Source organism: Euryhalocaulis sp., assembly GCF_013911995.1.
GTDB lineage: Bacteria > Pseudomonadota > Alphaproteobacteria > Caulobacterales > Maricaulaceae > Euryhalocaulis > Euryhalocaulis caribicus.
This window is the reverse complement of sequence record NZ_JACESD010000049.1, coordinates 1-21,509: the sequence shown is the minus strand read 5'-3', so window position 1 is coordinate 21,509 and position 21,509 is coordinate 1. Positions and strand designations below refer to the sequence as shown.

At 64.9% G+C, this 21,509-nt stretch carries 19 protein-coding genes; 14 read left to right on the top strand and 5 right to left on the bottom strand.

The window, feature by feature from the left end:
- The 14 genes from H2040_RS11900 to H2040_RS11835 form a co-directional block, all read left to right on the top strand.
- Window positions 1–537 (top strand): sulfotransferase family protein (locus H2040_RS11900; protein WP_287157619.1); only part of this gene is annotated, 537 nt, incomplete at its 5' end.
- Window positions 538–641: 104 nt separating this feature from the next.
- Complete coding sequence (locus H2040_RS11895; RefSeq protein WP_287157617.1) at window positions 642–2,144, top strand: tetratricopeptide repeat-containing sulfotransferase family protein; 1,503 nt, start codon at window positions 642–644, stop codon at window positions 2,142–2,144.
- A gap of 26 nt (window positions 2,145–2,170) precedes the next feature.
- The gene (locus H2040_RS11890; RefSeq protein WP_287157615.1) at window positions 2,171–3,628 is read left to right on the top strand and encodes a tetratricopeptide repeat-containing sulfotransferase family protein; all 1,458 of its coding nucleotides are present in this window, start codon (window positions 2,171–2,173) and stop codon (window positions 3,626–3,628) included.
- A gap of 13 nt (window positions 3,629–3,641) precedes the next feature.
- On the top strand, window positions 3,642–5,180 hold the full coding sequence (locus tag H2040_RS11885; protein ID WP_287157614.1) for a tetratricopeptide repeat-containing sulfotransferase family protein: 1,539 nt from the start codon (window positions 3,642–3,644) through the stop codon (window positions 5,178–5,180).
- Window positions 5,181–5,394: 214 nt separating this feature from the next.
- On the top strand, window positions 5,395–5,922 hold the full coding sequence (gene petA / locus H2040_RS11880; protein WP_287157612.1) for a ubiquinol-cytochrome c reductase iron-sulfur subunit: 528 nt from the start codon (window positions 5,395–5,397) through the stop codon (window positions 5,920–5,922).
- A gap of 8 nt (window positions 5,923–5,930) precedes the next feature.
- A complete protein-coding gene (locus tag H2040_RS11875; RefSeq protein WP_287157610.1) occupies window positions 5,931–7,199 on the top strand; it encodes a cytochrome b in 1,269 nt (422 codons plus the stop codon).
- A 22-nt stretch (window positions 7,200–7,221) separates the two neighbouring features.
- Window positions 7,222–8,010: a cytochrome c1 gene (locus tag H2040_RS11870; RefSeq protein WP_287157608.1), complete on the top strand. Its 789-nt coding sequence runs from the start codon at window positions 7,222–7,224 to the stop codon at window positions 8,008–8,010.
- Between the two features lie 16 nt (window positions 8,011–8,026).
- A complete protein-coding gene (locus H2040_RS11865) occupies window positions 8,027–8,896 on the top strand; it encodes an S-methyl-5'-thioadenosine phosphorylase (RefSeq protein WP_287157606.1) in 870 nt (289 codons plus the stop codon).
- Between the two features lie 35 nt (window positions 8,897–8,931).
- Complete coding sequence (locus H2040_RS11860; protein WP_287157604.1) at window positions 8,932–9,300, top strand: hypothetical protein; 369 nt, start codon at window positions 8,932–8,934, stop codon at window positions 9,298–9,300.
- 89 nt (window positions 9,301–9,389) lie between these two features.
- The gene (locus H2040_RS11855; protein ID WP_287157603.1) at window positions 9,390–10,274 is read left to right on the top strand and encodes a glycine--tRNA ligase subunit alpha; all 885 of its coding nucleotides are present in this window, start codon (window positions 9,390–9,392) and stop codon (window positions 10,272–10,274) included.
- Complete coding sequence (locus H2040_RS11850; RefSeq protein WP_287157602.1) at window positions 10,271–10,645, top strand: cupin domain-containing protein; 375 nt, start codon at window positions 10,271–10,273, stop codon at window positions 10,643–10,645. The genes H2040_RS11855 and H2040_RS11850 overlap by 4 nt, the downstream gene beginning before the upstream one ends.
- The gene (gene glyS, locus H2040_RS11845) at window positions 10,645–12,867 is read left to right on the top strand and encodes a glycine--tRNA ligase subunit beta (RefSeq protein ID WP_287157601.1); all 2,223 of its coding nucleotides are present in this window, start codon (window positions 10,645–10,647) and stop codon (window positions 12,865–12,867) included. The genes H2040_RS11850 and glyS overlap by 1 nt, the downstream gene beginning before the upstream one ends.
- 14 nt (window positions 12,868–12,881) lie before the next feature.
- Window positions 12,882–15,560, top strand: a complete 2,679-nt coding sequence (gene ppdK, locus H2040_RS11840; protein ID WP_287157599.1) for a pyruvate, phosphate dikinase — start codon at window positions 12,882–12,884, stop codon at window positions 15,558–15,560.
- Between the two features lie 330 nt (window positions 15,561–15,890).
- Window positions 15,891–16,679, top strand: a complete 789-nt coding sequence (locus H2040_RS11835; protein WP_022698845.1) for a cell wall hydrolase — start codon at window positions 15,891–15,893, stop codon at window positions 16,677–16,679.
- Window positions 16,680–16,751: 72 nt separating this feature from the next.
- Here the strand turns inward: H2040_RS11835 and nadC are convergent, their stop codons facing one another.
- The 5 genes from nadC to H2040_RS11810 all read right to left on the bottom strand — a co-directional run.
- Window positions 16,752–17,594 (bottom strand): carboxylating nicotinate-nucleotide diphosphorylase, encoded by an 843-nt coding sequence (gene nadC, locus H2040_RS11830; RefSeq protein ID WP_287157596.1) that lies wholly within the window; start codon window positions 17,592–17,594, stop codon window positions 16,752–16,754.
- Window positions 17,595–17,606: 12 nt separating this feature from the next.
- On the bottom strand, window positions 17,607–19,121 hold the full coding sequence (locus H2040_RS11825) for an L-aspartate oxidase (protein WP_502709336.1): 1,515 nt from the start codon (window positions 19,119–19,121) through the stop codon (window positions 17,607–17,609).
- 29 nt (window positions 19,122–19,150) lie between these two features.
- Window positions 19,151–20,305 (bottom strand): quinolinate synthase NadA, encoded by a 1,155-nt coding sequence (nadA, locus tag H2040_RS11820; protein WP_502709335.1) that lies wholly within the window; start codon window positions 20,303–20,305, stop codon window positions 19,151–19,153.
- Between the two features lie 121 nt (window positions 20,306–20,426).
- Window positions 20,427–20,792, bottom strand: coding sequence for a DUF488 domain-containing protein (locus H2040_RS11815; protein ID WP_287157591.1), 366 nt, complete (start codon window positions 20,790–20,792; stop codon window positions 20,427–20,429).
- A gap of 10 nt (window positions 20,793–20,802) precedes the next feature.
- The coding region (locus tag H2040_RS11810; RefSeq protein ID WP_287157589.1) for an NUDIX hydrolase at window positions 20,803–21,509 on the bottom strand (707 nt) is incomplete at its 5' end.

The following is a 21,509-nucleotide window of genomic DNA, read 5'->3' as shown; positions in this document are numbered from 1 at the left end:
TTTGTCTCGGAAATTTATGGCGCGCAGGGCCGCGTCGTGGACAAGTCGCTGGAGATACCGCTGCTGACCGGGCCCGCGCTGGCGGGTCTGCCCGAAGCGTCCTTTGTCTGGCTCAGCCGCGATCCCCGCGATACGGCGCTGTCGATATACAAGACGCCATTCCCGCGCCGCGCCGACTGGACCTGGAGCTGGGAGCGGATCGCCCACAGGATCGTGCACGCCGAGGCCCTGAAGCGGCATTACATGGCGCTGTTTCCCGAGCGCATTCTTGACCTGCAATACGAGGCGCTGGTTTCCGAACCTGACACGGCGGCGCCGCGTTTGCTGGATCACTGCGGCCTGCCCCCTGAACCTGTGCAGACCGATTTCTACAAGGGGCCGCAAGTGGTCAATACGGCCTCGCTCATGCAGGTCCGGCAGCCGATAACGGCCAGCAATATCGGGCAATGGCGGCGCTGGGACGGCTTCCTGCAGCCTTTCACGGATATTTTCGAGCGTATCTGGCCCGAGGAATGGGGCGAGCCGTATCATTCATGAAGACGCGGGCGGGCGGTTGTTGGCCGCTGCAATGATTGTCAAAAACGTATCGCCGCGCCAAAACGCGCGCAGCACACCGTTCAGGGGCGAGGGGAACTGAAAACGTGAGCGCCACAGGACAGAATTTAGCGCCCGGCGAGGTCGAGGCGCGTATCGACGCCGCGCTGACCGAGGCCCGGGCCGCCCTGAAGAAGGGGGCGCCCAATATCACCGCGGCGCGGATGCGCGGACTTTTGCGCAGCCGCGCGCAGCTGGGCGACAAGTGGAAGGACGTGGCGGAGCTTTCCAAGGATTCCTACGATTATTTCGCGGCCGAAAACGCCGCGCGCCGCTATCTGGCCCTCAATCGGGACGAGCCGGACCGCACGCTGTTGCTGGCGCGCATTCTTCTGGACGCAGACAAGGCGCGGGAGGCGCTGCCCCTTGCCGAGGCCCTGTTTCAGCAGGTTCCGCACGAGCCGCGCCTTGCCTTTTTCGCGGCCAGTTGCGCTGCGCGCGCCGGGGAAACCGACCGGGCGCTCAACTATCTCCACAAAGCCGTGGCGATGCGCCCCACCTATGGGTCGGCCTGGCATCTGATCGCCTGGCTGAAGCGTTTTGAAGCCGGCGATCCCGACATCGACGCCATGAAGAAGGCCTGGGACTCGGGCCAGATTCCCGATGGCCGGGAAAAAGCGGCGATCGGCTTTGGCATCGGCAAGGCGCTGGACGATCTGGACGAGGTCGATGAAGGCTTCGCCTATGTCAGCCAGGCCGCGGAGATGATGGCGAAGGAAACGCCTTTCAGCGCCGACGACCTGCAGACCTATGTCGACGACCTTCGCCGCACGTTCGACGACTCCTTTTTTCGGAACACGCGCGGCGCAGGCGCGCCGGGCAAGCGCAGCATCTTCGTTGTCGGCATGCCGCGGTCGGGCACCACGCTGGTGGAGCAGATTCTGGGCGCGCATAGCGGGTCGGCCGGCGGCGGGGAGCTGCCCTTCATGCAGGTGGCGACCCACGCGCTGGGGACGTGCCGTGGCGACCGTATCCAGGCCTTTCTGGAATTTTCCAAATCCGACGACCCGCTGGGCAAGATGGGCGGGCGATATCTGGAGCTGATGTCGGAACAGTTCGGCCTGCGCGGCCATGTCGTGGACAAGGCGCTGAACAACACGTTCAAGGTCGGGCTCATCGCCAAGATGCTGAGCGAGGCGCCGATAATCTGGATGCAGCGCGATCCCGGCGCCATCGCCTGGTCGTCGCTGCGCGTCATGTTCGCGGGCCAGCATGGCTGGAGCTACGGCCAGCAGCGTCTGGCCGCCCGGATCAGGGCCGTTGACCAATTGCACGAGCATTTTGCCGCCCTGTTGCCGGACCGCGTCCTCACCGCGCCCTATGAATCGCTGACCGCCGCGCCGGAAGAGGGGGCGCGGCGCATCGTTACGCATTGCGGGCTGGAGATGGAGCCCGGCGTGCTGGACTTCCACAAGTCCCGGAAAGGCGTCTCGACCGCGGCGATGACGCAGGTGCGCGAACCGATCCACACACGGGCCGTGGACCGCTGGAAGCGCTATGAGGCGCATCTCCAGCCGTTTCTGGACGCCTATTACGGGACTGACCGTTGAACAACGCCGCGCCGGATCCCGGGACATTGTTGCAACGCGCGCGGCAGGCCCTGGCCGGCAATCGCCGGGACGTCACGCTGGGCGCGGTGCGGCGTTTGACCGCCCAGTCGCCCGATCTGGGCGCGCGCTGGGGGGATGTGGCGAAAATGGCCGCCGATATCGGCGATATGCGCACTGCAATCGTCGCGCAGCGAAAACTGATCGCGCATGCGCCGGGCGATCTCAATCACCGTTTTGCGCTGGCCCGGATGCTGGGCGGTTATGGGCGCACCGATGAGGGCATGAAGATCGCCGAGGCGGTGCTGGCCCAGGCCCCGAACGTGCCGGGGGCGAAATTCCGCGTTGCGTTCCTGGCCTCGCATCTCGGCATGATTGAGCGCGCGGCCGAGCTGTTCCGGGAAGTGGTCGAGGCCGACCCGATGAACCCCGACGCCTGGTCGCACCTTCAGAATCTCGACCGGTCGGGGCGGCAGCGGGAAGATATCGCCGCGATGCAGGCGGTTCGCCCCAAGCTGGAGAACGCCGCGCCGACACAGCGCGCGGCGCTGGAATTTGCGCTGGGCGACGCCTTCCACAAGCTGGAGGAGCGGGACGACGCGTTTGCTCATTTCGACGCCGGATCGAAGATCATGGCGGCGCATGACCCGTATCACGCCGACGCTTTCGACGATTATGTCGACACGATTATCGACACTTTCGGCGCCTATTTTTACCAGTCGCGCCCCGGCGCCGGCGCGCCGGGCGACCGGCCGCTGTTCGTTCTGGGCATGGCGCGCTCCGGCACCACGCTGCTGCAGCGGCTTTTGTCCGCGCACAGCGCCGTGGCGGATGGCGGAGAGCTGTCGGCGATGCGCATCGCTTCCTACCCTCTCGGGCGCTTCCAGCCGGAGCGGATGGAGGAGTTCGAAAAGCGTTTCGCGGGACGGGAGAACGGTCCCTGGTCGGTGGTCGGCGATGTCTATCAGCAACTGATCGGCGAACAGTTCGGCCCGGACGGAAAGATCGTGGACAAGGCGATCAACCTGCCCTTCATGGCGGGCGTGATCCGGGCCGGCCTGCCGCAGGCGCCGGTCGTCTGGATTCGCCGCGATCCGTGCGACGTGGCGTGGTCGAATTTCCGGATCCGGCTGCTGAACCAGCAGAACTGGAGCTGGCGGCTGCAGGATATCGCCCATCGCATGGCGCATTTTGAAAAACTGCGGGAGCATTTCGCGGGCCTGTTCCCCGACGCCATCCTGAAAGTGGAATATGAGGACCTGGCGCGCGAGCCCGATGTCTGGATCCCGAAGATACTCACCCATTGCGGACTGGAGCCGGAACCCGTGCAGGACCGCTTCCACAAGAGCGACAAGGCCATCGCCACGGCGTCGCTGGAATCGGCCCGCCAGCCTATCTCGACCAAGTCGATCGGGCGCTGGAAGGCCTATGAAAAACACCTCCAACCCTTTATCGACGCCTACCAGACCTATTCCAGCGACAACTAGACGGACGACGCTCTTGGCCGACCAAGCTCAAACGCCCCCCATCGAGGACGCCATCCAGGCGGCGATTGACGCCACCAAGGCGGGCCGCGCCATGCAGGTGATCGATATTGTTCGCGCGATCGTGTCGCGGGACGAGGATATCGGCGACCGCTGGGGGCTGGTGGCCGATCTTGCCGCCGACGCGGGGGACCGCTTTTCCGCCGTCCGCGCGCAACGAAAATTCGCCGCCGCCAAGCCGCGCGATGATGACCGCCGCATGAAGCTCAGCCGCATGCTGAATTCCGCCGGACGGACCGAAGAGGCGTTCGAGATCGCGCAGGCGCTGCAGAAAAAGCACCCCACATCCGCCCCGGCCGCCTTCCGCACCGGAAATTTCGCCTTCTTCCTGGGCGACATGGACTGCGCGAAGGACATGTTCTGGCGGGTCGTGAAACTGGACCCGAACGACGTCGAAAGCTGGAACCAGCTGGTCAAGCTGGAAAAGTTCGAACTGGGCGACAAGGCGTATGGCCAGATGGAGGCGCTGCGCGACCGCCTGAGAAAGGCCGGCGCCTCCAAGACCAAGGAATTGTCCAATCTGCATTATGCGCTGGGCGACGCCTATGACCGCATCGGGGAATACGACAAGGCGTATGAGAATTACGCGGAAGGTCAGGCGATCATGGCGGCCGAGCGGCCCTATGATGTCGCGGGCGAGCGCGCCTATGTGGAACGCATCAAGCGGACCTTCAGCGCCGCGCTCTATAAAAAACTCGAGGATCGCGGAATGGGCGCGGAATCCTCGCGCCCCATCTTCATATTCGGCATGCCGCGCTCGGGCACCACGCTGCTGGAGCAGCTGCTGACCACGCACAGCCAGGTAAAGGACGGCGGAGAGCTGGACGCCATGCGCGTGGCGGCGTTCCCGCTGGGGCGGCTGGACCCGCAACGCCTCAATCATTTCCAGCGCAATTTCGGCGGCCCCGGCGGCGATCCGTTCGGAAAGCTGGGCCAGATCTATCTGCGTTTTGTCGATGAAGAGTTCGGCCCGGAGAGCGAGGGCCGCGTCGTCGACAAAGCGCTGGACCTGCCCTACCACGCCGGCGCGGCGATGGCGGCGCTGCCTAACGCCAGTTTCGTCTGGATCCGCCGCGACCCGCGCGACGTGGCGCTTTCGGTGCTGAAGACGCGCTTCCTGGTCCGCCATGACTGGACCTGGGCGTGGGAGCGCATTGCCGAGCGGATGGTGCAGGTGGAGGACTTGCAGCGTTATTTTCTGGAGCTGTTCCCGGAAAAGCTGCTGTTCATCCCTTACGAATCACTGGCCGCCGAGCCGGATGTCTGGGCGCCGAAGCTCCTCGAACACGCCGGACTGCCGGTCGAGGATGTGCAGAATAATTTCTACAAGACCGACCGCGCGGTGAAGACCGCCTCCAAAACCCAGGTGCGCCAGCCGATTTCCACCAAGTCCATCGGGGGGTGGCGGCGCTATGAAGAACATATGCAGCCCTTTCTTGAGGCTTATGAAAAAGCCCGCCCTTCGGGATGGGGGAATCCGTATCAGGCGCCGTAAATGCGCGTAATACGGTTGAAAATCGACGCCGCGCGCATTAAGCCGCGTTCTCTGTTGTTCCAAGCTGCGTGATGCGGCGAGCCGTCGCTGGCCGCGGCGGCGTCTTGAGACTAGTAATTCAGTGCAAGCGCGGAGCGGGGGCTCGAGCCGAAGGGGAAGGCCGCCGCGCGAAACTTCAAATTCACGCGCGCACGAGAGAAGAGGATTACAGCCGGTGAGCGAACCATCCCGCCGCGATTTCATCTATATCGCAGCCGGCGCCGCGGCGGCCGCCGGCGGCGCGCTGACCCTGTGGCCGTTTATCGACCAGATGAACCCGGCCGCCGACACGCTGGCGCTGGCCTCGACCGAGGTCGATCTGTCGCAGGTCGCCGAAGGCCAGCAGATCACCGTCATGTGGCGCGGCAAGCCGGTTTTCGTGCGTCACCGCACCCCGGCAGAGATCGAGGAGGCGCGCTCCGTCGATGTCTCCGGTCTGCGCGACCCGGCCACCGACCAGGAACGCCTGGTTCCGCTGTCCGGCGGCGAGTATCAGCCGCAATTCCTGATCATGGTCGGCATCTGCACCCATCTGGGCTGCGTGCCGCTGGGCAACCGGTCCGGCGACTATGACGGCTGGTTCTGCCCGTGCCACGGTTCGCACTACGATACGGCCGGGCGCATCCGCAAAGGCCCCGCGCCGAAAAACCTGGAAGTTCCGGGTTATGAGTACCTTTCTGACACTGTCGTAAAGATCGGGTGATCTGACCCATGAGCGGCCCTTCGACCTACGAACCCAAGACCGGCATCGAAAAATGGCTGGATTCGCGCCTGCCCATCGTGCGCTTCAGCCAGGACACGATGATCAATTTCCCGACGCCGAAGAACCTGAACTACTGGTACACGTTCGGCGGCATTCTCTCGCTGATCCTGGTGGTGCAGATCGTCACCGGCATCGTGCTGGCCATGCATTATGTGGCGCACGTCGATTATGCGTTTGAGAGCGTGCAGCGCATCCGGCGCGACGTGCCGTGGGGCTGGATGATCCAGTATATCCACGCCAATGGCGCCTCGATGTTCTTCCTGGCGGTCTATCTGCACATGTTCCGGGGCCTGTATTACGGCTCCTACAAGGCGCCGCGGGAGATCCTGTGGATCCTCGGCGTGGTCATCTTCCTCTTGATGATGGCGACCGCCTTCATGGGCTATGTGCTGCCGTGGGGCCAGATGTCCTACTGGGGCGCGGTGGTGATCACCAATCTGTTCGGCGCGCTGCCGATCATTGGCGAGACGATCACGACGTGGCTGTGGGGCGGCTTCTCCGTCGACAATCCGACACTGAACCGCTTCTTCTCCCTGCACTATCTGCTGCCCTTCGCCATCGCCGCCGTCGTGGCGCTGCATGTCTGGGCGCTGCACGTGCCGGGCAACAACAACCCGACCGGGGTCAGCGTGAAGTCCGGCAAGGACACGGTTCCGTTCCACCCGTACTACACGGTGAAGGACGGGTTCGCCCTGCTGCTGTTCTTCATCCTGTTCGCGGTGTTCGTCTTCTACATGCCCGACATCCTGGGCCATGCGGACAACTATATCCCGGCCGATCCGCTGGTGACGCCGTCGCATATCGTGCCGGAATGGTATTTCCTGCCCTTCTACGCGATCCTGCGGGCCATCCCGAACAAGCTGATGGGCGTCATCGCGATGTTCTCGTCCATCCTGGTGCTGTTCATCCTGCCCTGGCTGGACACCTCCCGGGTGCGCTCCATGCGCTACCGTCCGGTGATGCGCTGGTTCTTCCTGATCTTTGCCGGCGTCTGCCTGCTGCTGGGTTATTGCGGTGGCCAGAATCCGGAAGGCTGGGTGCTCCACGCCTCGCGTCTGGCGACCGTGTACTACTTCGCCTACTTCCTGCTGATCCTGCCCATCGTCGGCCTGATCGAGACGCCAAAACCGCGTCCCGCCTCCATTGCCGATTCGATCCACGGGGACCGCGGGAAACCGCGTTCAGATACCGCCGCAACGCCTGCGCCGGCCGAGTAAGAGAGAGATGAAGTCTGACATGATGCGCGTATTTCTCATCGCTGTTGCGCTTCTGACCTCCACCACGGCCATCGCCGCGGAGGAAGAGGTGCACGCCCCGAACCAGGACTGGTCGTTTGAAGGTCCGTTCGGCGTGTTCGACCGCGCCTCGCTGCAGCGCGGCTATCAGGTCTATCGCGAGGTCTGCGCCGCCTGCCACAGCATGGACTACATGTATTTCCGCATGCTGGGCCAGGAGGGCGGTCCCTTCCATGACGAGGACTATCCGAACCCGAACGACAATCCGGTGATCAAGGCGCTGTCCGCCGAGTTCCAGATCGAGGACGGGCCGGACGATCTGGGCGACATGTTCATGCGTCCGGGCCAGACATCGGACCGTTTCCCCGCGCCGTACCCGAACGACAACGCGGCGCGCGCGGCCAATGGCGGCGCGCATCCGCCCGACCTGTCAGTGATCGTCAAGGCGCGCGGCGGCGGGGCCGATTATCTCGATGCCCTGCTGACCGGGTACGAGGAAGCGCCGGAAGGCGAGGAGCCCCCGCGCGCGGGCCTTTATTACAACGAATATTTCGCCGGCCACTGGATCGCCATGCCGCCGCAGCTGACCGAAGGCCGTGTCACCTATGAGGACGGCACGGAAGCCACGCCGGAGCAGATGGCGGAAGACGTCACCACCTTCCTGGCCTGGGCGTCCGAGCCGCATATGGAAACGCGTAAGCGCATGGGTTTTGGCGTGATCATCTTCCTGATCATCCTGTCCGGCCTCACCTTCCTCGCCTACAAGGAAGTCTGGCGCGACGTCGAGCACTAGGGGAAAGAGCGCGGCGATGTCCGCCTGGACCCTCGGCGTTATCGGCGGCTCCGGTCTCTATGAGATCAACGGGCTGGAGAATGTCCGCGAGGAGCGGATAGAGACCCCCTGGGGCGATCCCTCCGACGCGCTGATACGGGGGGAGATTGGCGGCGTTTCGCTGGTCTTCCTGCCGCGTCACGGGCGGGGACATCCCCTGCCGCCCTCGGGCGTCAATTACCGCGCCAATATCGACGCGCTGAAGCGCGCCGGCGTCACCGACATCCTGTCGATTTCCGCTTGCGGCTCCCTGAAAGAGGAGCTTCCGCCGGGGGCCTTTCTGCTGGTCGATCAGTTCGTTGACCGCACCATCAACCGCGAAAAGAGCTTCTTCGGGCCGGGCTGCGTCGGCCATGTCTCGGTCAGCGACCCGGTCTGCGCGCGGCTCTCGGGTTTCGCCGCCGCGGCCGCGCGCAAGGCCGGCGCGGACGTGACCGAGGGCGGGACGTATCTGGCCATGGAAGGCCCGCAATTCTCCACCCGCGCGGAATCCCGCCTGCACAAGAGCTGGGGCTGCTCGGTGGTCGGCATGACCAACATGCCCGAGGCCAAGCTGGCGCGGGAGGCGGAGATCCCTTACGCCTCGCTCTGCATGGTCACCGACTATGATTGCTGGCGCGACGGCGACGATCTGGACGTCAGCGAGATTCTGGCGATCCTGAAAGGCAATGCCGACAAGGCGAAATCCACGATCCGCCATTTGGCGGAATCGCTGCCCGAAACCCGCGAGGCCAGCCCGCAGGGCATAGAGCGCGCGCTGGACTTCGCCATCCTTACCGCGGCCGATGCGCGCGATCCCGCGCTGGTCGCGAAGCTGGACGCGGTGGCGGGCCGCGTTTTGGGTTAATCTCACAAACCTTCATCGATTCGCGCGAGGGACGAATGGCCATCGGCTTGAGCATCCTGTCCATCCTGATCGGGTATATCGTCATGGCCGCGCTGGTCATGGGCGGGCATTTCCTTACCTCCCGCCTGATGCTGACCGGCCCGCATCCGACCCCGGCCTATATCAACGCCAATCTTGGCATCGGCGCCGTGGCGGCGTTTCTGGGCGGTGTTGTCTGCGCCCTGATCGCCCCGTCTTTCCCCATGGTTCATGCCCTCATTCTGGCGGGCGCGGTGGGCTCGATCAGCGCCACGATGATGTTTTCCGGTCCGCAGCCGGGCCAGCCCAACTGGTATCCGCTGGCCGTGATGGGCGAGGGCGTGCTGGGCGTTGTCATGGGCGGCGCGGTCATCGCCTTCCTCTAGAAGCGCCGCTTTCTTGATTCACCGGCGCATCCGGGTAGGGTGCGCGCGACTTTTCAAAGAACGTCCCCAGCGAGATATCCGGCCCCTAAATGAGCCAGCGCAACGGCGGTAACGCGCCTTCGTTCCAGGACCTGATCTTCCGTCTCCAGACCTACTGGTCGGAGCGCGGCTGCGCCATTCTCCAGCCCTATGACGTGGAGGTCGGCGCCGGCACGCTGCACCCGGCGACCACGCTGATGAGCCTGGGGCCGAAGCCGTGGAAGGCCGCCTACGTCCAGCCTTCCCGCCGCCCGGCGGACGGCCGCTATGGCGAAAACCCGAACCGGCTGCAGAAATACTACCAGTTCCAGGTCATCCTGAAGCCCAATCCTGAAAACCTGCAGGAGCTGTATCTCGGCAGTCTCGACGCCATCGGCATCGACCGCGCCCTGCATGACGTCCGCTTCGTCGAGGATGACTGGGAGAACCCGACCGTCGGCGCCTGGGGCCTTGGCTGGGAAGTCTGGTGTGACGGCATGGAAGTCAGCCAGTACACCTATTTCCAGCAGGTCGGCGGGCTGGACGTGGATCTGGTCTCCGGCGAGCTGACCTACGGGCTGGAGCGTCTGGCGATGTACGTGCAGGGCGTCGATAACGTCTATGACCTGCGCTACAACGATGACGGCGTCACCTATGGCGACATCTTTCTGCCGCAGGAACGCCAGTTTTCCGAATTCAATTTCGAGCACGCCAATGTCGAGGCCCTGAAGCGGCATTTCGAGGACGCGGAGGCGCAATCGGCCCTGCTTCTGGAAAAGAACCTGCCGCTGCCGGCTTTCGATTACGCCCTGAAAGCCTCCCACTTCTTCAATCTTCTGGACGCCCGCGGCGTCGTCTCCGCCACCGAACGCCCCACCTACATCGCCCGTGTCCGCGACCTCGCCAAAGGCTGCGCGGAGGGGTGGGTAAAGCTCTCCGCAGGAGAGGCCGCATGACCCTCCCGCGCGTCATCAATCTGGAAAAGAGCTTCGCGACGTTCGACGAGGCGTGGCAGCCGCGCATCGGCGGGCAGGTGAACGACCAGCACGTGAAGCTGACCAAGCTGCGCGGCGGGTTCGACTGGCACGCGCACGCGCGGGAAGACGAGATGTTCCTTGTCACCAAGGGCGTGCTGCGCATGGAATTCCGCGACGGCGAGAAAACCATCAGCGAAGGCGAATTCATCATCGTCCCGCGCGGGGTGGAGCACCGGCCCGTGACCGTGACCGACGAAGTGCATGTCCTGCTGATCGAGCGGGACTCGGTGGTGAACACCGGCGACGGCCCGCCCACCGAGCGCACCTATAAACCGACGAGACTGGCCTGATGCCGCAGCTTCTCCTTGAACTCTTTTCCGAGGAAATCCCTGCGCGCATGCAGGGTCAGGCCGCGCGCGACCTGACGCGCCTGATGAGCGAGGCGCTGGAAAAGGCCGGCGTGAAGCCCGCCGCCGTGCAGAGCTTCGCCGGCCCTCGCCGCCTGACGCTGGTCATCGACGACCTGCCGGGGGCGACCCCGGACGTGCGCGAGGAGCGCAAGGGCCCGCGCGTCGGCGCGCCGGACAAGGCTGTGGAGGGTTTCCTGCGCGGCGCCGGGCTGGAGAGCCTCGACAGTTGCGAAACGCGCGAGGACAAGAAGGGCGATTTCTACGTCGCCATCATCGAAAAGCCGGGCCGCAAGCTGCCGGATGTGATCGCGGAGATCGCGCCGGAGATCTGCCGGTCCTTCCCGTGGCCGAAATCCATGCGCTGGGGCGCCCGGTCGGAGCGCTGGGTCCGCCCGCTGCGCCGCATCCTCTGCCTGTTCGACGGCGCGGTCGTGCCGTTCGAATTTGCCGGGGTGAAGAGCGGCAATGTCACCGAGGGCCACCGCGTCCACGGGCCGGGCCCGTTCGAGGTTTCGGACTTCGCCAGCTACCGCAACACGCTTGAGACGGACGGCCATGTCCTGCTGGACGCCGCCGAGCGCGAGGCGCGCATCGCCGAAGGGATCGAGGCGATCTGCAAGGAGGCCAGGCTGGACTGGGTGGAGGATGCCGCCCTGCTGGCCGAGAATGCCGGTCTTGCCGAATGGCCGAACCCGATCATGGGCGCCTTCGACGAGAAATTCCTCGACCTGCCGGACGAGGCGATCCGCCTCACCATGGGCAAGAACCAGAAATATTTCGCGGTCGCCGACCCGAAGACGGGCCAGCTCGCCCCGCGCTTCATCGCGGTGGCGGACCTGAAACCCTCCGATGGCGGCGGCGCCTCCATAAAGGGCTATGAGCGCGTCCTCACCGCTCGCCTGGAAGACGCCCGCTTCTTCTGGGAGGAAGACCTCAAACGCCCGCTGGATCAGCGCGTCGACGACCTCGAAAACGTCGTCTTCCACCGCAAGCTCGGCAGCGTGAAGGACAAGGCCGAGCGTGTTGCCGCGCTGGCGAAAGAACTCGCGCCCATCGTCGGCGCGGACCCGGATCAGGCCGAACGCGCCGCGATGCTCGCTAAGGCCGATCTCACCACCCAGATGGTCATCGAGTTCACCGACCTTCAGGGCGTGATGGGCTGGTATTACGCCAGGAAATTCAACGAGCCGGACGCCGTCGCCAACGCCATCCGCGACCATTACAAGCCGCAAGGCCCCTCCGACGAAGTCCCGACAGAGCCGGTCTCGGTCGCCGTCGCGCTGGCCGACAAGCTGGATACGCTGGTCGGCTTCTGGGCGATTGATGAAAAGCCGACCGGGTCGAAAGACCCCTATGCGCTGCGCAGGGCGGCGTTAGGCGTGATCCGGTTGCTCCTCACCAACAATGTGAGGATTCACCTTTTCGGTGGGTTTGTGTCGCTTGGCCGTGAACACATGGCTTCAATTATGGATCGGGTGCTGAATAACAGCATCGAGATTCCACTAGAACAGCTAGCCAAGGGTGTATCCCAAAAAGAGTTGAAAGAACTGATTGAGGTCACGCGAAAAACGGCAACTTTGCTTGCTCATGACCGAGACCTCACCGTTCCTCCGCAAGCATGGGAACAGGATAGAGCATCTGACCTCCTATCCTTCTTCGCCGACCGCCTGAAAGTCGCGCTCCGCGAACAAGGTATCCGCCACGACCTGATCGACGCCGTCTTCGCCCTCGGCGAGGACGATCTTGTCGCTATCGTCAAGCGCGTCGAGGCGCTGCAATCCTTCCTGGCGACCGAGGACGGGGAGAATTTGCTGGCCGGCTACACGCGGGCGGCCAATATCCTCAAAGCCGAAGAGAAGAAGGGGTTTGAGGGCGCGGGCGCGCCGGACGGGTCGAACCTGCCTGAACCGCAGGAAAAGGCCTTGTATGATGCGCTGCAACACGCCAAACCGTCCGCCGAGGCGGCCATCGAAGCGGAAGACTTCGAGGGCGCCATGGCGGCTATCGCCCCGCTGCGGGCGCGCATCGACGATTTCTTCGATGCGGTCACGGTGAACGCCGAGGACGAGGGACTGCGCCGCAACCGCCTGCTCCTGCTGGGGCAGATTCGCGAATCCCTTCGCGCGGTGGCGGATTTCGACCGGATTGAATCGCGAGCTTAAGGAAAGTCAGCTTTATGTCAGGCTCCAAGCGGAAGTGGATTTATGCGTTCGGCGGCGGCTCGGCCGATGGCGATTCCTCGCTGAAGAATCTTCTGGGCGGCAAGGGCGCGAACCTGGCCGAGATGGCCTCTCTGGGCCTGCCCGTTCCGCCCGGCTTCACCCTGACCACCGAAGTCTGCACCGCCTATTACGACAATGACCGCACCTATCCGGACGGCCTGACCGCGGAGATCGACTCCGCCCTGGCCGAGCTGGAGGAAAAGGCCGGCAAGAAATTCGGCGACCCCTCCAACCCGCTTCTGGTCTCGGTCCGCTCCGGCGCCCGCGCCTCCATGCCGGGCATGATGGATACGGTCCTCAATCTCGGCCTGAACGACGAGACGGCGGAGGGGCTGGCGAAACTTTCCGGCGACCGCCGCTTTGCCTTCGATTCCTATCGCCGCTTCATCCAGATGTATTCCGACGTGGTGCTGGGCGTCTCCCATTCCGTGTTCGAGGAGATCCTGGACGACTACAAGGCGGAGAACGATTTCAATCTGGACACAGAGCTTTCCGCCGATGACTGGGAAGTGATCGTCGCCGCCTACAAGAAGGCCGTGGCGGAGAACCACGACCGCCCGTTCCCCACCGATCCGCGCGAACAGCTGAACGGCGCGATGGACGCGGTCTTCGGCTCCTGGATGAACGAACGCGCGAACACCTATCGCCGCCTGCACGACATCCCGCACAGCTGGGGCACGGCGGTAAACGTTCAGGCCATGGTCTTCGGCAATATGGGCGAGAAGTCCGCCACCGGCGTTGCCTTCACCCGCAACCCGTCCACCGGCGAGAACCGCGTCTATGGCGAGTTCCTGATCAATGCGCAGGGCGAGGACGTGGTGGCCGGCATCCGCACGCCGCAGAACCTCACGAAGAAGACGCGCGAGGAAATGGGCGACGACATGCCCTCCATGGAGGAGGCCATGCCGGAGGTCTATGCCGATCTGGACAAGATTTTCACCCGGCTGGAAACCCATTACCGGGACATGCAGGACATCGAGTTCACGGTGGAGCAGGGCAATCTCTATCTCCTCCAGACCCGCAACGGGAAGCGCACCGCCCGCGCCGCCCTTCGCATCGCGGTCGATATGGCCGCCGATGGCCTGATTACCGAGGACGAAGCGGTGCTGCGCGTCGAGCCGGCCTCGCTGGATCAGCTGCTGCACCCGACGCTGGACCCCGAGGGCGAGCGCGACCTGCTGGTCAAGGGCCTGCCGGCCTCGCCGGGCGCGGCCTGGGGCAAGGTGGTGTTCACCGCCGATGACGCCCGCGACATGGCGCAGGCCGGCGAGAAGGTCATCCTGGTCCGCACAGAGACTTCGCCCGAGGATATTCACGGCATGCACGCGGCGGAGGCCATCGTCACCTCCCGCGGCGGGATGACCAGCCACGCCGCCGTGGTGGCGCGCGGCATGGGCACGCCCTGCGTATGCGGCGCCGGCGACATGCGGATCGAGGAAGCACAGGGCCGCTTCACCGTGGCCGGCCGTAAGGTGCAGCGCGGCGAGATCATCACCGTCGACGGCGCCACCGGTCAGGTCTTCATGGGGCAGGCGAAAATGGTCCAGCCCGAACTGTCGGGCGATTTCGCCCGGCTGATGGAGTGGGCCGACCGCGCGCGCAAGCTGAAGGTCCGCACCAATGCGGAGACCCCGCACGACGTGCAGACCGCCAAGGATTTTGGCGCGGAGGGCATTGGCCTGTGCCGCACCGAGCACATGTTCTTCGACGCCGACCGCATCGCCGCGGTGCGCGAGATGATTCTGGCCGACGATGTTGAAGGCCGAGAAAAGGCGCTGGCCAAGATCCAGCCCTATCAGACGGACGATTTCGTCGAGATTTTCCGCATCATGGAGGACCGGCCCTGCACGATCCGCCTGCTGGACCCGCCGCTGCACGAATTCCTGCCGCATACGGAGGAGGACGTTCAGGCGGTCGCAGAGGCCACGGGCCTGCCGGCCGACCAGCTGATGAAGCGCGCCGCGGACCTGCATGAGACCAATCCCATGCTGGGCCATCGCGGTTGCCGCCTGGGCGTGACCTTCCCTGAAATCTACGAGATGCAGGCCCGCGCGATTTTCGAAGCGCAGGCCGCGGTCGAAAAGGAAACCGGCGTCCAGCCTCTGGTCGAGGTGATGATCCCGCTGGTCTCCATCGCGCCGGAGCTGAAATTCCTGAAACAGCGCGTGGACGCGGTGGCGAAGGAAGTGACCGGCAAGACCGGCGTTGCGCCGAAATACATGCTGGGCACGATGATTGAGCTGCCGCGCGCCGCGCTGACCGCCGATGAAGTGGCCGAGCACGCGGAATTCTTCTCCTTCGGCACCAACGACCTGACCCAGACCACCTATGGCCTGTCGCGCGACGATTCCGGCAAGTTCCTGAACGACTACATCAAGAACAATATCTACGAGAAGGATCCCTTCGTCAGTCTGGACCAGACCGGCGTCGGCGCCCTGATCGAGATCGCGGTGGAGCGTGGCCGCAAGACGCGCGGCGACATCAAGCTGGGCATTTGCGGCGAGCATGGCGGCGACCCGGCCTCGATTCGATTCTGCTCGAAAACGGGCCTGGATTATGTGTCCTGTTCGCCATACCGCGTGCCAATCGCGCGGCTGGCGGCGGCCCAGGCGGCGATTTCGGAAAACCAATAGCGATTTATTGCGCCCGCGAGAATCAGGCGCAAAAATCAGGCTCTGAAGCCACGGTTCCATCGCAGGAACAGCGATAAGGGAACTTTTTTCAGTTTGTTGCAGTGCAGCACTGAAGGCCCGCAAACCTATGGAACTAATAAAAATTTGGAGAATCGGGTAAGGTTTGGCGCTATCCTTGCGTTGATTCGTAATTTGACATGCCGGAAGGATGCCCCTACCTGCCTGCTCACGAACGGGGCCAAACCTTATTTCTGGTTTTAGGGAATAGAAGAGGGCCGCCGAAAATTGTCTGCCGCGTGTTGCGCGCGGCGTCGATGCGAAAACCAAACCATGAAGCTTGAAGTTTCCAAACGTGCGCGCAAAGCGCGCGCCGCCGCTAAGTTTGCGTCCGCCGCCGCGGCGCTGGGCCTGATGGCCTTCGCGCTGCCGATGGCGCAATCCCGGCTGCAAACGCAGGAAAACAACGCGGAATGGAACCAGCGCGCCGAAACCTTCGTCGACATGTTCTCTATCGACGCCAACGCCGCGCGCGAAAACGGGTTCCGCCTCACCAGCAGTGATCGCAGTGAAAAGATCTGGCGCATGGCGCGCGCCTACACGTCCAACCAGTCGCTGGATTCTCTGGCCCGCGACCGTGACGTGATCGGCGCCTATCAGACCTTCGCGCAGGCGCATTTCGATCAGGCCGAGCGTCAGGCGAAAGAACGCAAATGCCTGGCCGACGCCGTCTATTTCGAGGCGCGGTCCGAAACCCGCCCCGGTCAGATGGCGGTCGCCGAAGTGGTCATGAACCGGGTGCGTCACCCGCTCTACCCGAACACGATCTGCGGCGTCGTCTACCAGGGCTCCTACCGCAATACGGGCTGCCAGTTCACCTTTACCTGTGATGGTTCGGTGGCGCGCAAGCCGCGCGGCGTTGCATGGCGCAACGCCAATCAGGTTGCCGCGCACGCCATGCTGGGTCTGGCCAAGCCGGCCACCAATGGCGCGACGCACTATCACACGGTCGCGATCAACCCGTACTGGGCGCCCAGCCTGGTGCAGACCGGCGTGATCGGCAGCCACAAATTCTACCGTTTCCCGGGCGCCGCTGGCCGCCTGCCGGATACGGACGCGTAATCTGACAGTTCCGCACCGCGGACTTATCGATGGAAACGGCCGGGCGTCACGCCCGGCCGTTTTCGTTTGCGGCTAGTCCTCGAAATCCAGACCCAGATCCAGCGCCGGGGCGGAATGGGTCAGCGCGCCGACGCTGATCACGTCCACGCCGGTCTCCGCGATGCCGCGCACGGTGGTCAGGTTCACCCCGCCGGAGGCCTCCAGCACGGCGCGGCCCTGATTGCGCCTCACGGCCTCGGCAAGCGCCTTGTTTGAGAAATTGTCCAGCAGGATCACGTCCGGCCCGGCGTCCAGCGCAATATCCAGCTGGTCCAGCGTATCAACCTCCACGCTGATCCGGCGCATATGGCCGCCGGCCTTGCGGGCGCGTTCAATCGCCTCGGCGATGCCGCCGGACGCCGCGATATGGTTGTCCTTGATCATCACCGCATCGCCCAGCGCGAACCGGTGGGGCGATCCCCCGCCCGCCTCCACGGCCGCCTTCTGCAGCGCCCGCAGACCGGGAAGCGTCTTGCGCGTGGGGCTGATCTTCGCGCCCGTTCCGGAAATCGCCTCGACATAGCGCGCGGTCAGGCTGGCGACGCCGCTTAAATGCGTGGCGAAGTTCAGCGCCGTGCGTTCCGCCATCAGGATGGCGCGGGCATTGCCGCTGACGGCCAGAACGTCATCGCCTCCTTCCAGAGGGTCGCCGTCCCGCTTCAGCGACTCGACCCGCAGCGACGGCTCCACCAGGCGAAAAGACAGCAGGGCGGCGTCCAGACCGGCGGCGACGCCGGGCTTTCGCGCCCGCATCACGGCGCGCGCCGTGGCGTTGGCGTCGATACAGCTCAGGCTGGTCACATCGCCGCCGGACAGGTCTTCCTCCAGCGCGCGGCGGATAATCGGCTCCAGAACGGGATAGGGCACGGCGCTCATTGAAACTCCTGGTCAGGCGGCGCGGGCGGCGGCGTTGCGCGCCTCGGCCAGCGTCATGGCGCTGCGGCGCGCCTCGGCGTGTGTCTCGGGATGGTCGGCGCGGGCGTGCGCGCCGCGGCTCTCTTCGCGCATCAGGGCGCTGGCGGCGATCAGGCGCGCGGCGATCAAGGGATTTGCGCCGCCGGTCCGCGCCTCCATGGCGCTAATCTCATCAAGTAGCCCGGCAAGACCGCTTGCGGTCCGCTCCACGCCCGCATGCCGCGCCATGGCTTCACGCAACTGCGCCAGATCGGCGCGCGGCAGGCGGGGCGGGGCCTCCGCCGATTGCGCGGTCCGGCTGACCACATCGCTGTCTTTCAGCCGCTCCGCGATCCGGCGGGCGAACACGATCGCCTCCAGCAGCGAATTGGAGGCCAGCCGGTTGCCGCCATGCGCGCCCGTGCAGGCCGCCTCGCCGCAGACAGACAGGCCGGGCAGGCTGGCCGCGCCCTGCGCGTCCGCCCGCACCCCGCCCATGTGATAATGCGCGGCGGGGGCCACAGGGATCAGGTCCCGGCGCGGATCGATCCCGGCGGACATGCAGGCGGAAAAGACGGTCGGGAAACGGTCGGGAAACGCCTCGCCAATGGCGTGGCGCGCGTCCAGATAGGGCTGGCGGCCGGCGGCCTTGGCGCGGTGTACGGCGCGGGCGACAATGTCGCGCGGGGCCAGTTCGCCCTCGGCGTGGTCGACCAGCCGCGCCCCGTCCGCATCGACCAGCAAGGCGCCATCGCCGCGCAACGCCTCGGTCGCCAGCGGCGCCGGGTCGCGGCCAATATCCATGGCCGTGGGGTGAAACTGTACAAACTCGGCTTCCCCGATCACCGCTCCGGCGCGCGCCGCCATGGCCAGCCCGTCGCCGCGGGAGGAGGGGGGATTGGTCGTCACCGCATAAAGCCCGCCGACCCCGCCCGAGGCGATCACCACTTCGCCGGTGGTGAATTCCGTTAGCCCGTCTTCCGTGGCGGCCAGCACGCCCGCAATTTCACCATTCCCGTCGGTCAGCAGGTCCAGCGCCTTGCCCTCGGCCAGCTCGATCCAGTCGGCGGCTTTCGCCCTGGCGACCAGCACCTCCATGATGGATTTCCCGGCCAGATCGCCGGAGACCCGGGCTACGCGAGCGGCCGAATGGGCGGCCTCCCGGCTCAGCACGAATTCGCCCGCCGCGTCCCGGTCGAACGGCACGCCCAGCGAGGCAAGATTACGCACCAGGCCCGGCCCGTCCTCCGCGATCAGTTGCGCGATGGCCGGATCCACCAGCCCCGCCCCCACGCGCACCGTGTCGGCGGCATGGGCCTGCGGCGAGTCTCCGGCCGCCAGCGCCGCGGCCACGCCGCCCTGCGCCCAGGCGCTGGCCGCGCCTTCGGACACCGGCTTGGCGGCCAGCACGACCGCTTTTCGGGGTTTCAGATTCAGCGCCAGATACAGACCCGCCAGCCCCGCCCCGATGATCAGGACGGCGTCATCGGGCAGGCGCTGGCGGTGAATGGCCATTCTTGGATCAGCCTGTTCGAAGATCAGGCCGCGTCGCGGCTGACGACCTCGATATTTTTCTGCGGGCGCTTGGTGTCGAAGTCGCGTTTCTCTTCCGGCTCGGGCAGGTCCAGCATTTTCTGGATCGCTTCCTTCGCCTTTTCGGCGACGGCCGGGTCAACCTCAACCTCGTGCTGATTGAAGCGCAGCGCGTCATAGATATTCTGCAGCGTGATCCGCTTCATGTGCGGGCAGAGATTACAGGGTCGCACGAAATTCACGTCCGGGTTCTCCGCGGCGACATTGTCGCTCATCGAACACTCGGTGATCAGCACCACCTGGTTGGGGCTTTTCTGCTTCACATAGTTCGACATGGCGGAGGTGGAGCCGGCGTAGTCCGCCGCGGTCAGCACGTCCGGCGGGCACTCCGGGTGCGCCAGAACGACGACGCCCGGATTGGCGGCGCGCATGGAGGCGATGTCCTCCGCCGTAAAGCGCTCATGCACTTCGCATGACCCGGCCCAGGTGAGGATTTCGACATCCGTCTGGGCGGCGACGTTTTTCGCCAGATACTGGTCGGGGATCAGGAAGACCCGGTCCGCGCCCAGACTCTCCACCACCTGCACGGCGTTGGAGGAGGTGCAGCAGATGTCGGATTCGGCCTTCACCTCGGCGGAGGTGTTCACATAGGTGACGATCGGCACGCCGGGGAAACGCTGACGGATCAGCTTCACGTCCTCGGCGGTGATCGAGGCGGCCAGCGAGCAGCCGGCGCGCGTATCGGGGATCAGAACGGTCTTCTCGGGGGAGAGGATTTTCGCCGTCTCCGCCATGAAATGCACGCCGGCCTGAACGATCAGATCGGAATCGGTTTCCGCCGCTTCCCGCGCCAGCGCCAGGCTGTCGCCGGTGAAGTCGCCGACGCAATTGAAGATTTCCGGCGTCATGTAGTTATGCGCCAGAATGACCGCGCCTTTCTCCTTCTTGAGCTTGTTGATCGCGTGGATCAGCGGGGCGTGCATCGGCCATTCGATCTTCGGAATGAAATCCTTCACGCGCTCATAGAGGTGATCGGTCTCGCGTTTGACCTCGTCCGTATAGGCCAGCGGGGCCTCGGCTTGGGTCTCACGGTTCGGAATGTCTGTGACGCCGCGGTCCATGGCGTTCCTCCTTGCGTCTCTAATGCTCAATGTGAGCATTAGCCGGTCGCATTTTCAGGGGTCGGGCTGTCATCCAGCCGCCCCTTTTTCTCAATCTGAGCAAAATATAGGCGCCAAGGGTGAAAAAGCAAACTTTTATGACGGACAGAGAGTCGCGGCCCTATGGGCTCTTCATGTCCTCCAGCGCGTCCTTCAGGACGATGGCGTTGTTGCGCTCTTCATTCTTCGCGGCGAACAGCAGGGTCAGGGCGCCATCGCCCGCCGCCTCCAGAAGCTCTCTCATGCGCTCCTGACAGGCTTTGGCGGTGAGGTGCTGGCGATAGGCTTTCTGGAAATGCGGCCAGGCGTCCTCGTCATGGCCGAATTCCTTGCGCATCTCGTCGCTGGGCGAGAGGTCTTTGGCCCATTCGTCCAGTTGCGCCCTGTCCTTGCTGATCCCGCGCGGCCAGAGCCGGTCTACCAGCGCGCGATAACCGTCGCTCTCCGCCGCGTCCTCATAGATGCGCTTGATCCGGATATCGGTCATGGCGGTCTCCTCAGGGCGTGCGCAGTCGGGGCGCGGCGACGCCCAGCGCCGGTTGCTCGCGCAGGATTTCGCGGCGGAAGCGGTAGAGCTGCGCCGGGCGGCCGCCGGTTTCTGTCTCCATCTCGCCCGTGGATTCAACCATGCCGGAGCGGTCCAGCGCGCGGCGGAAATTCTGCGCGTGCAGGCGATAGCCAAGGATGGCTTCCGCCGTGTCCTGCAACTCACGCAGGGTGAAGGTTTCGCCGACGAGCTCGAACAGGACCGGGCGGTAGGTGATCTTGGCCCGCAGGCGTGAAATCGCGGTGGCGAGGATACGGCGGTGATCCGAGGCCATCGGGCAGCCCAGCCCGGCTTTCTCTTCCGCCGTCCCCGCCGTTTCGCCGTCCCGCGCCTGGTCGAGGGAGACTTCGGGAACCAGTCCCGCCTCGTAGAGCAGTTCATAGCGGTCCAGCGCGCGCTGCCCGTTCCAGTCGCGGCCATCGAGGCCGAAGGCGATGCGGGCGCGGTCCCAGCGCGCCTGACGGCCGCCGGCGGAGCCGGACTCGTCGGCCCAGACGCGAAGGCGCGGGGCGATGGTCTCGGCGATGATGCGAGGTTCGCCCTTGCGGTGATCCTCCCACGGGAAATAGCGGTACCAGCCCTCCCAGACGCCGCCGCGCTCATCCAGCTCGTCGGGCTGCGGGGTCAGCGCCCCCGCAGCCCGACGAGCTGGATGAG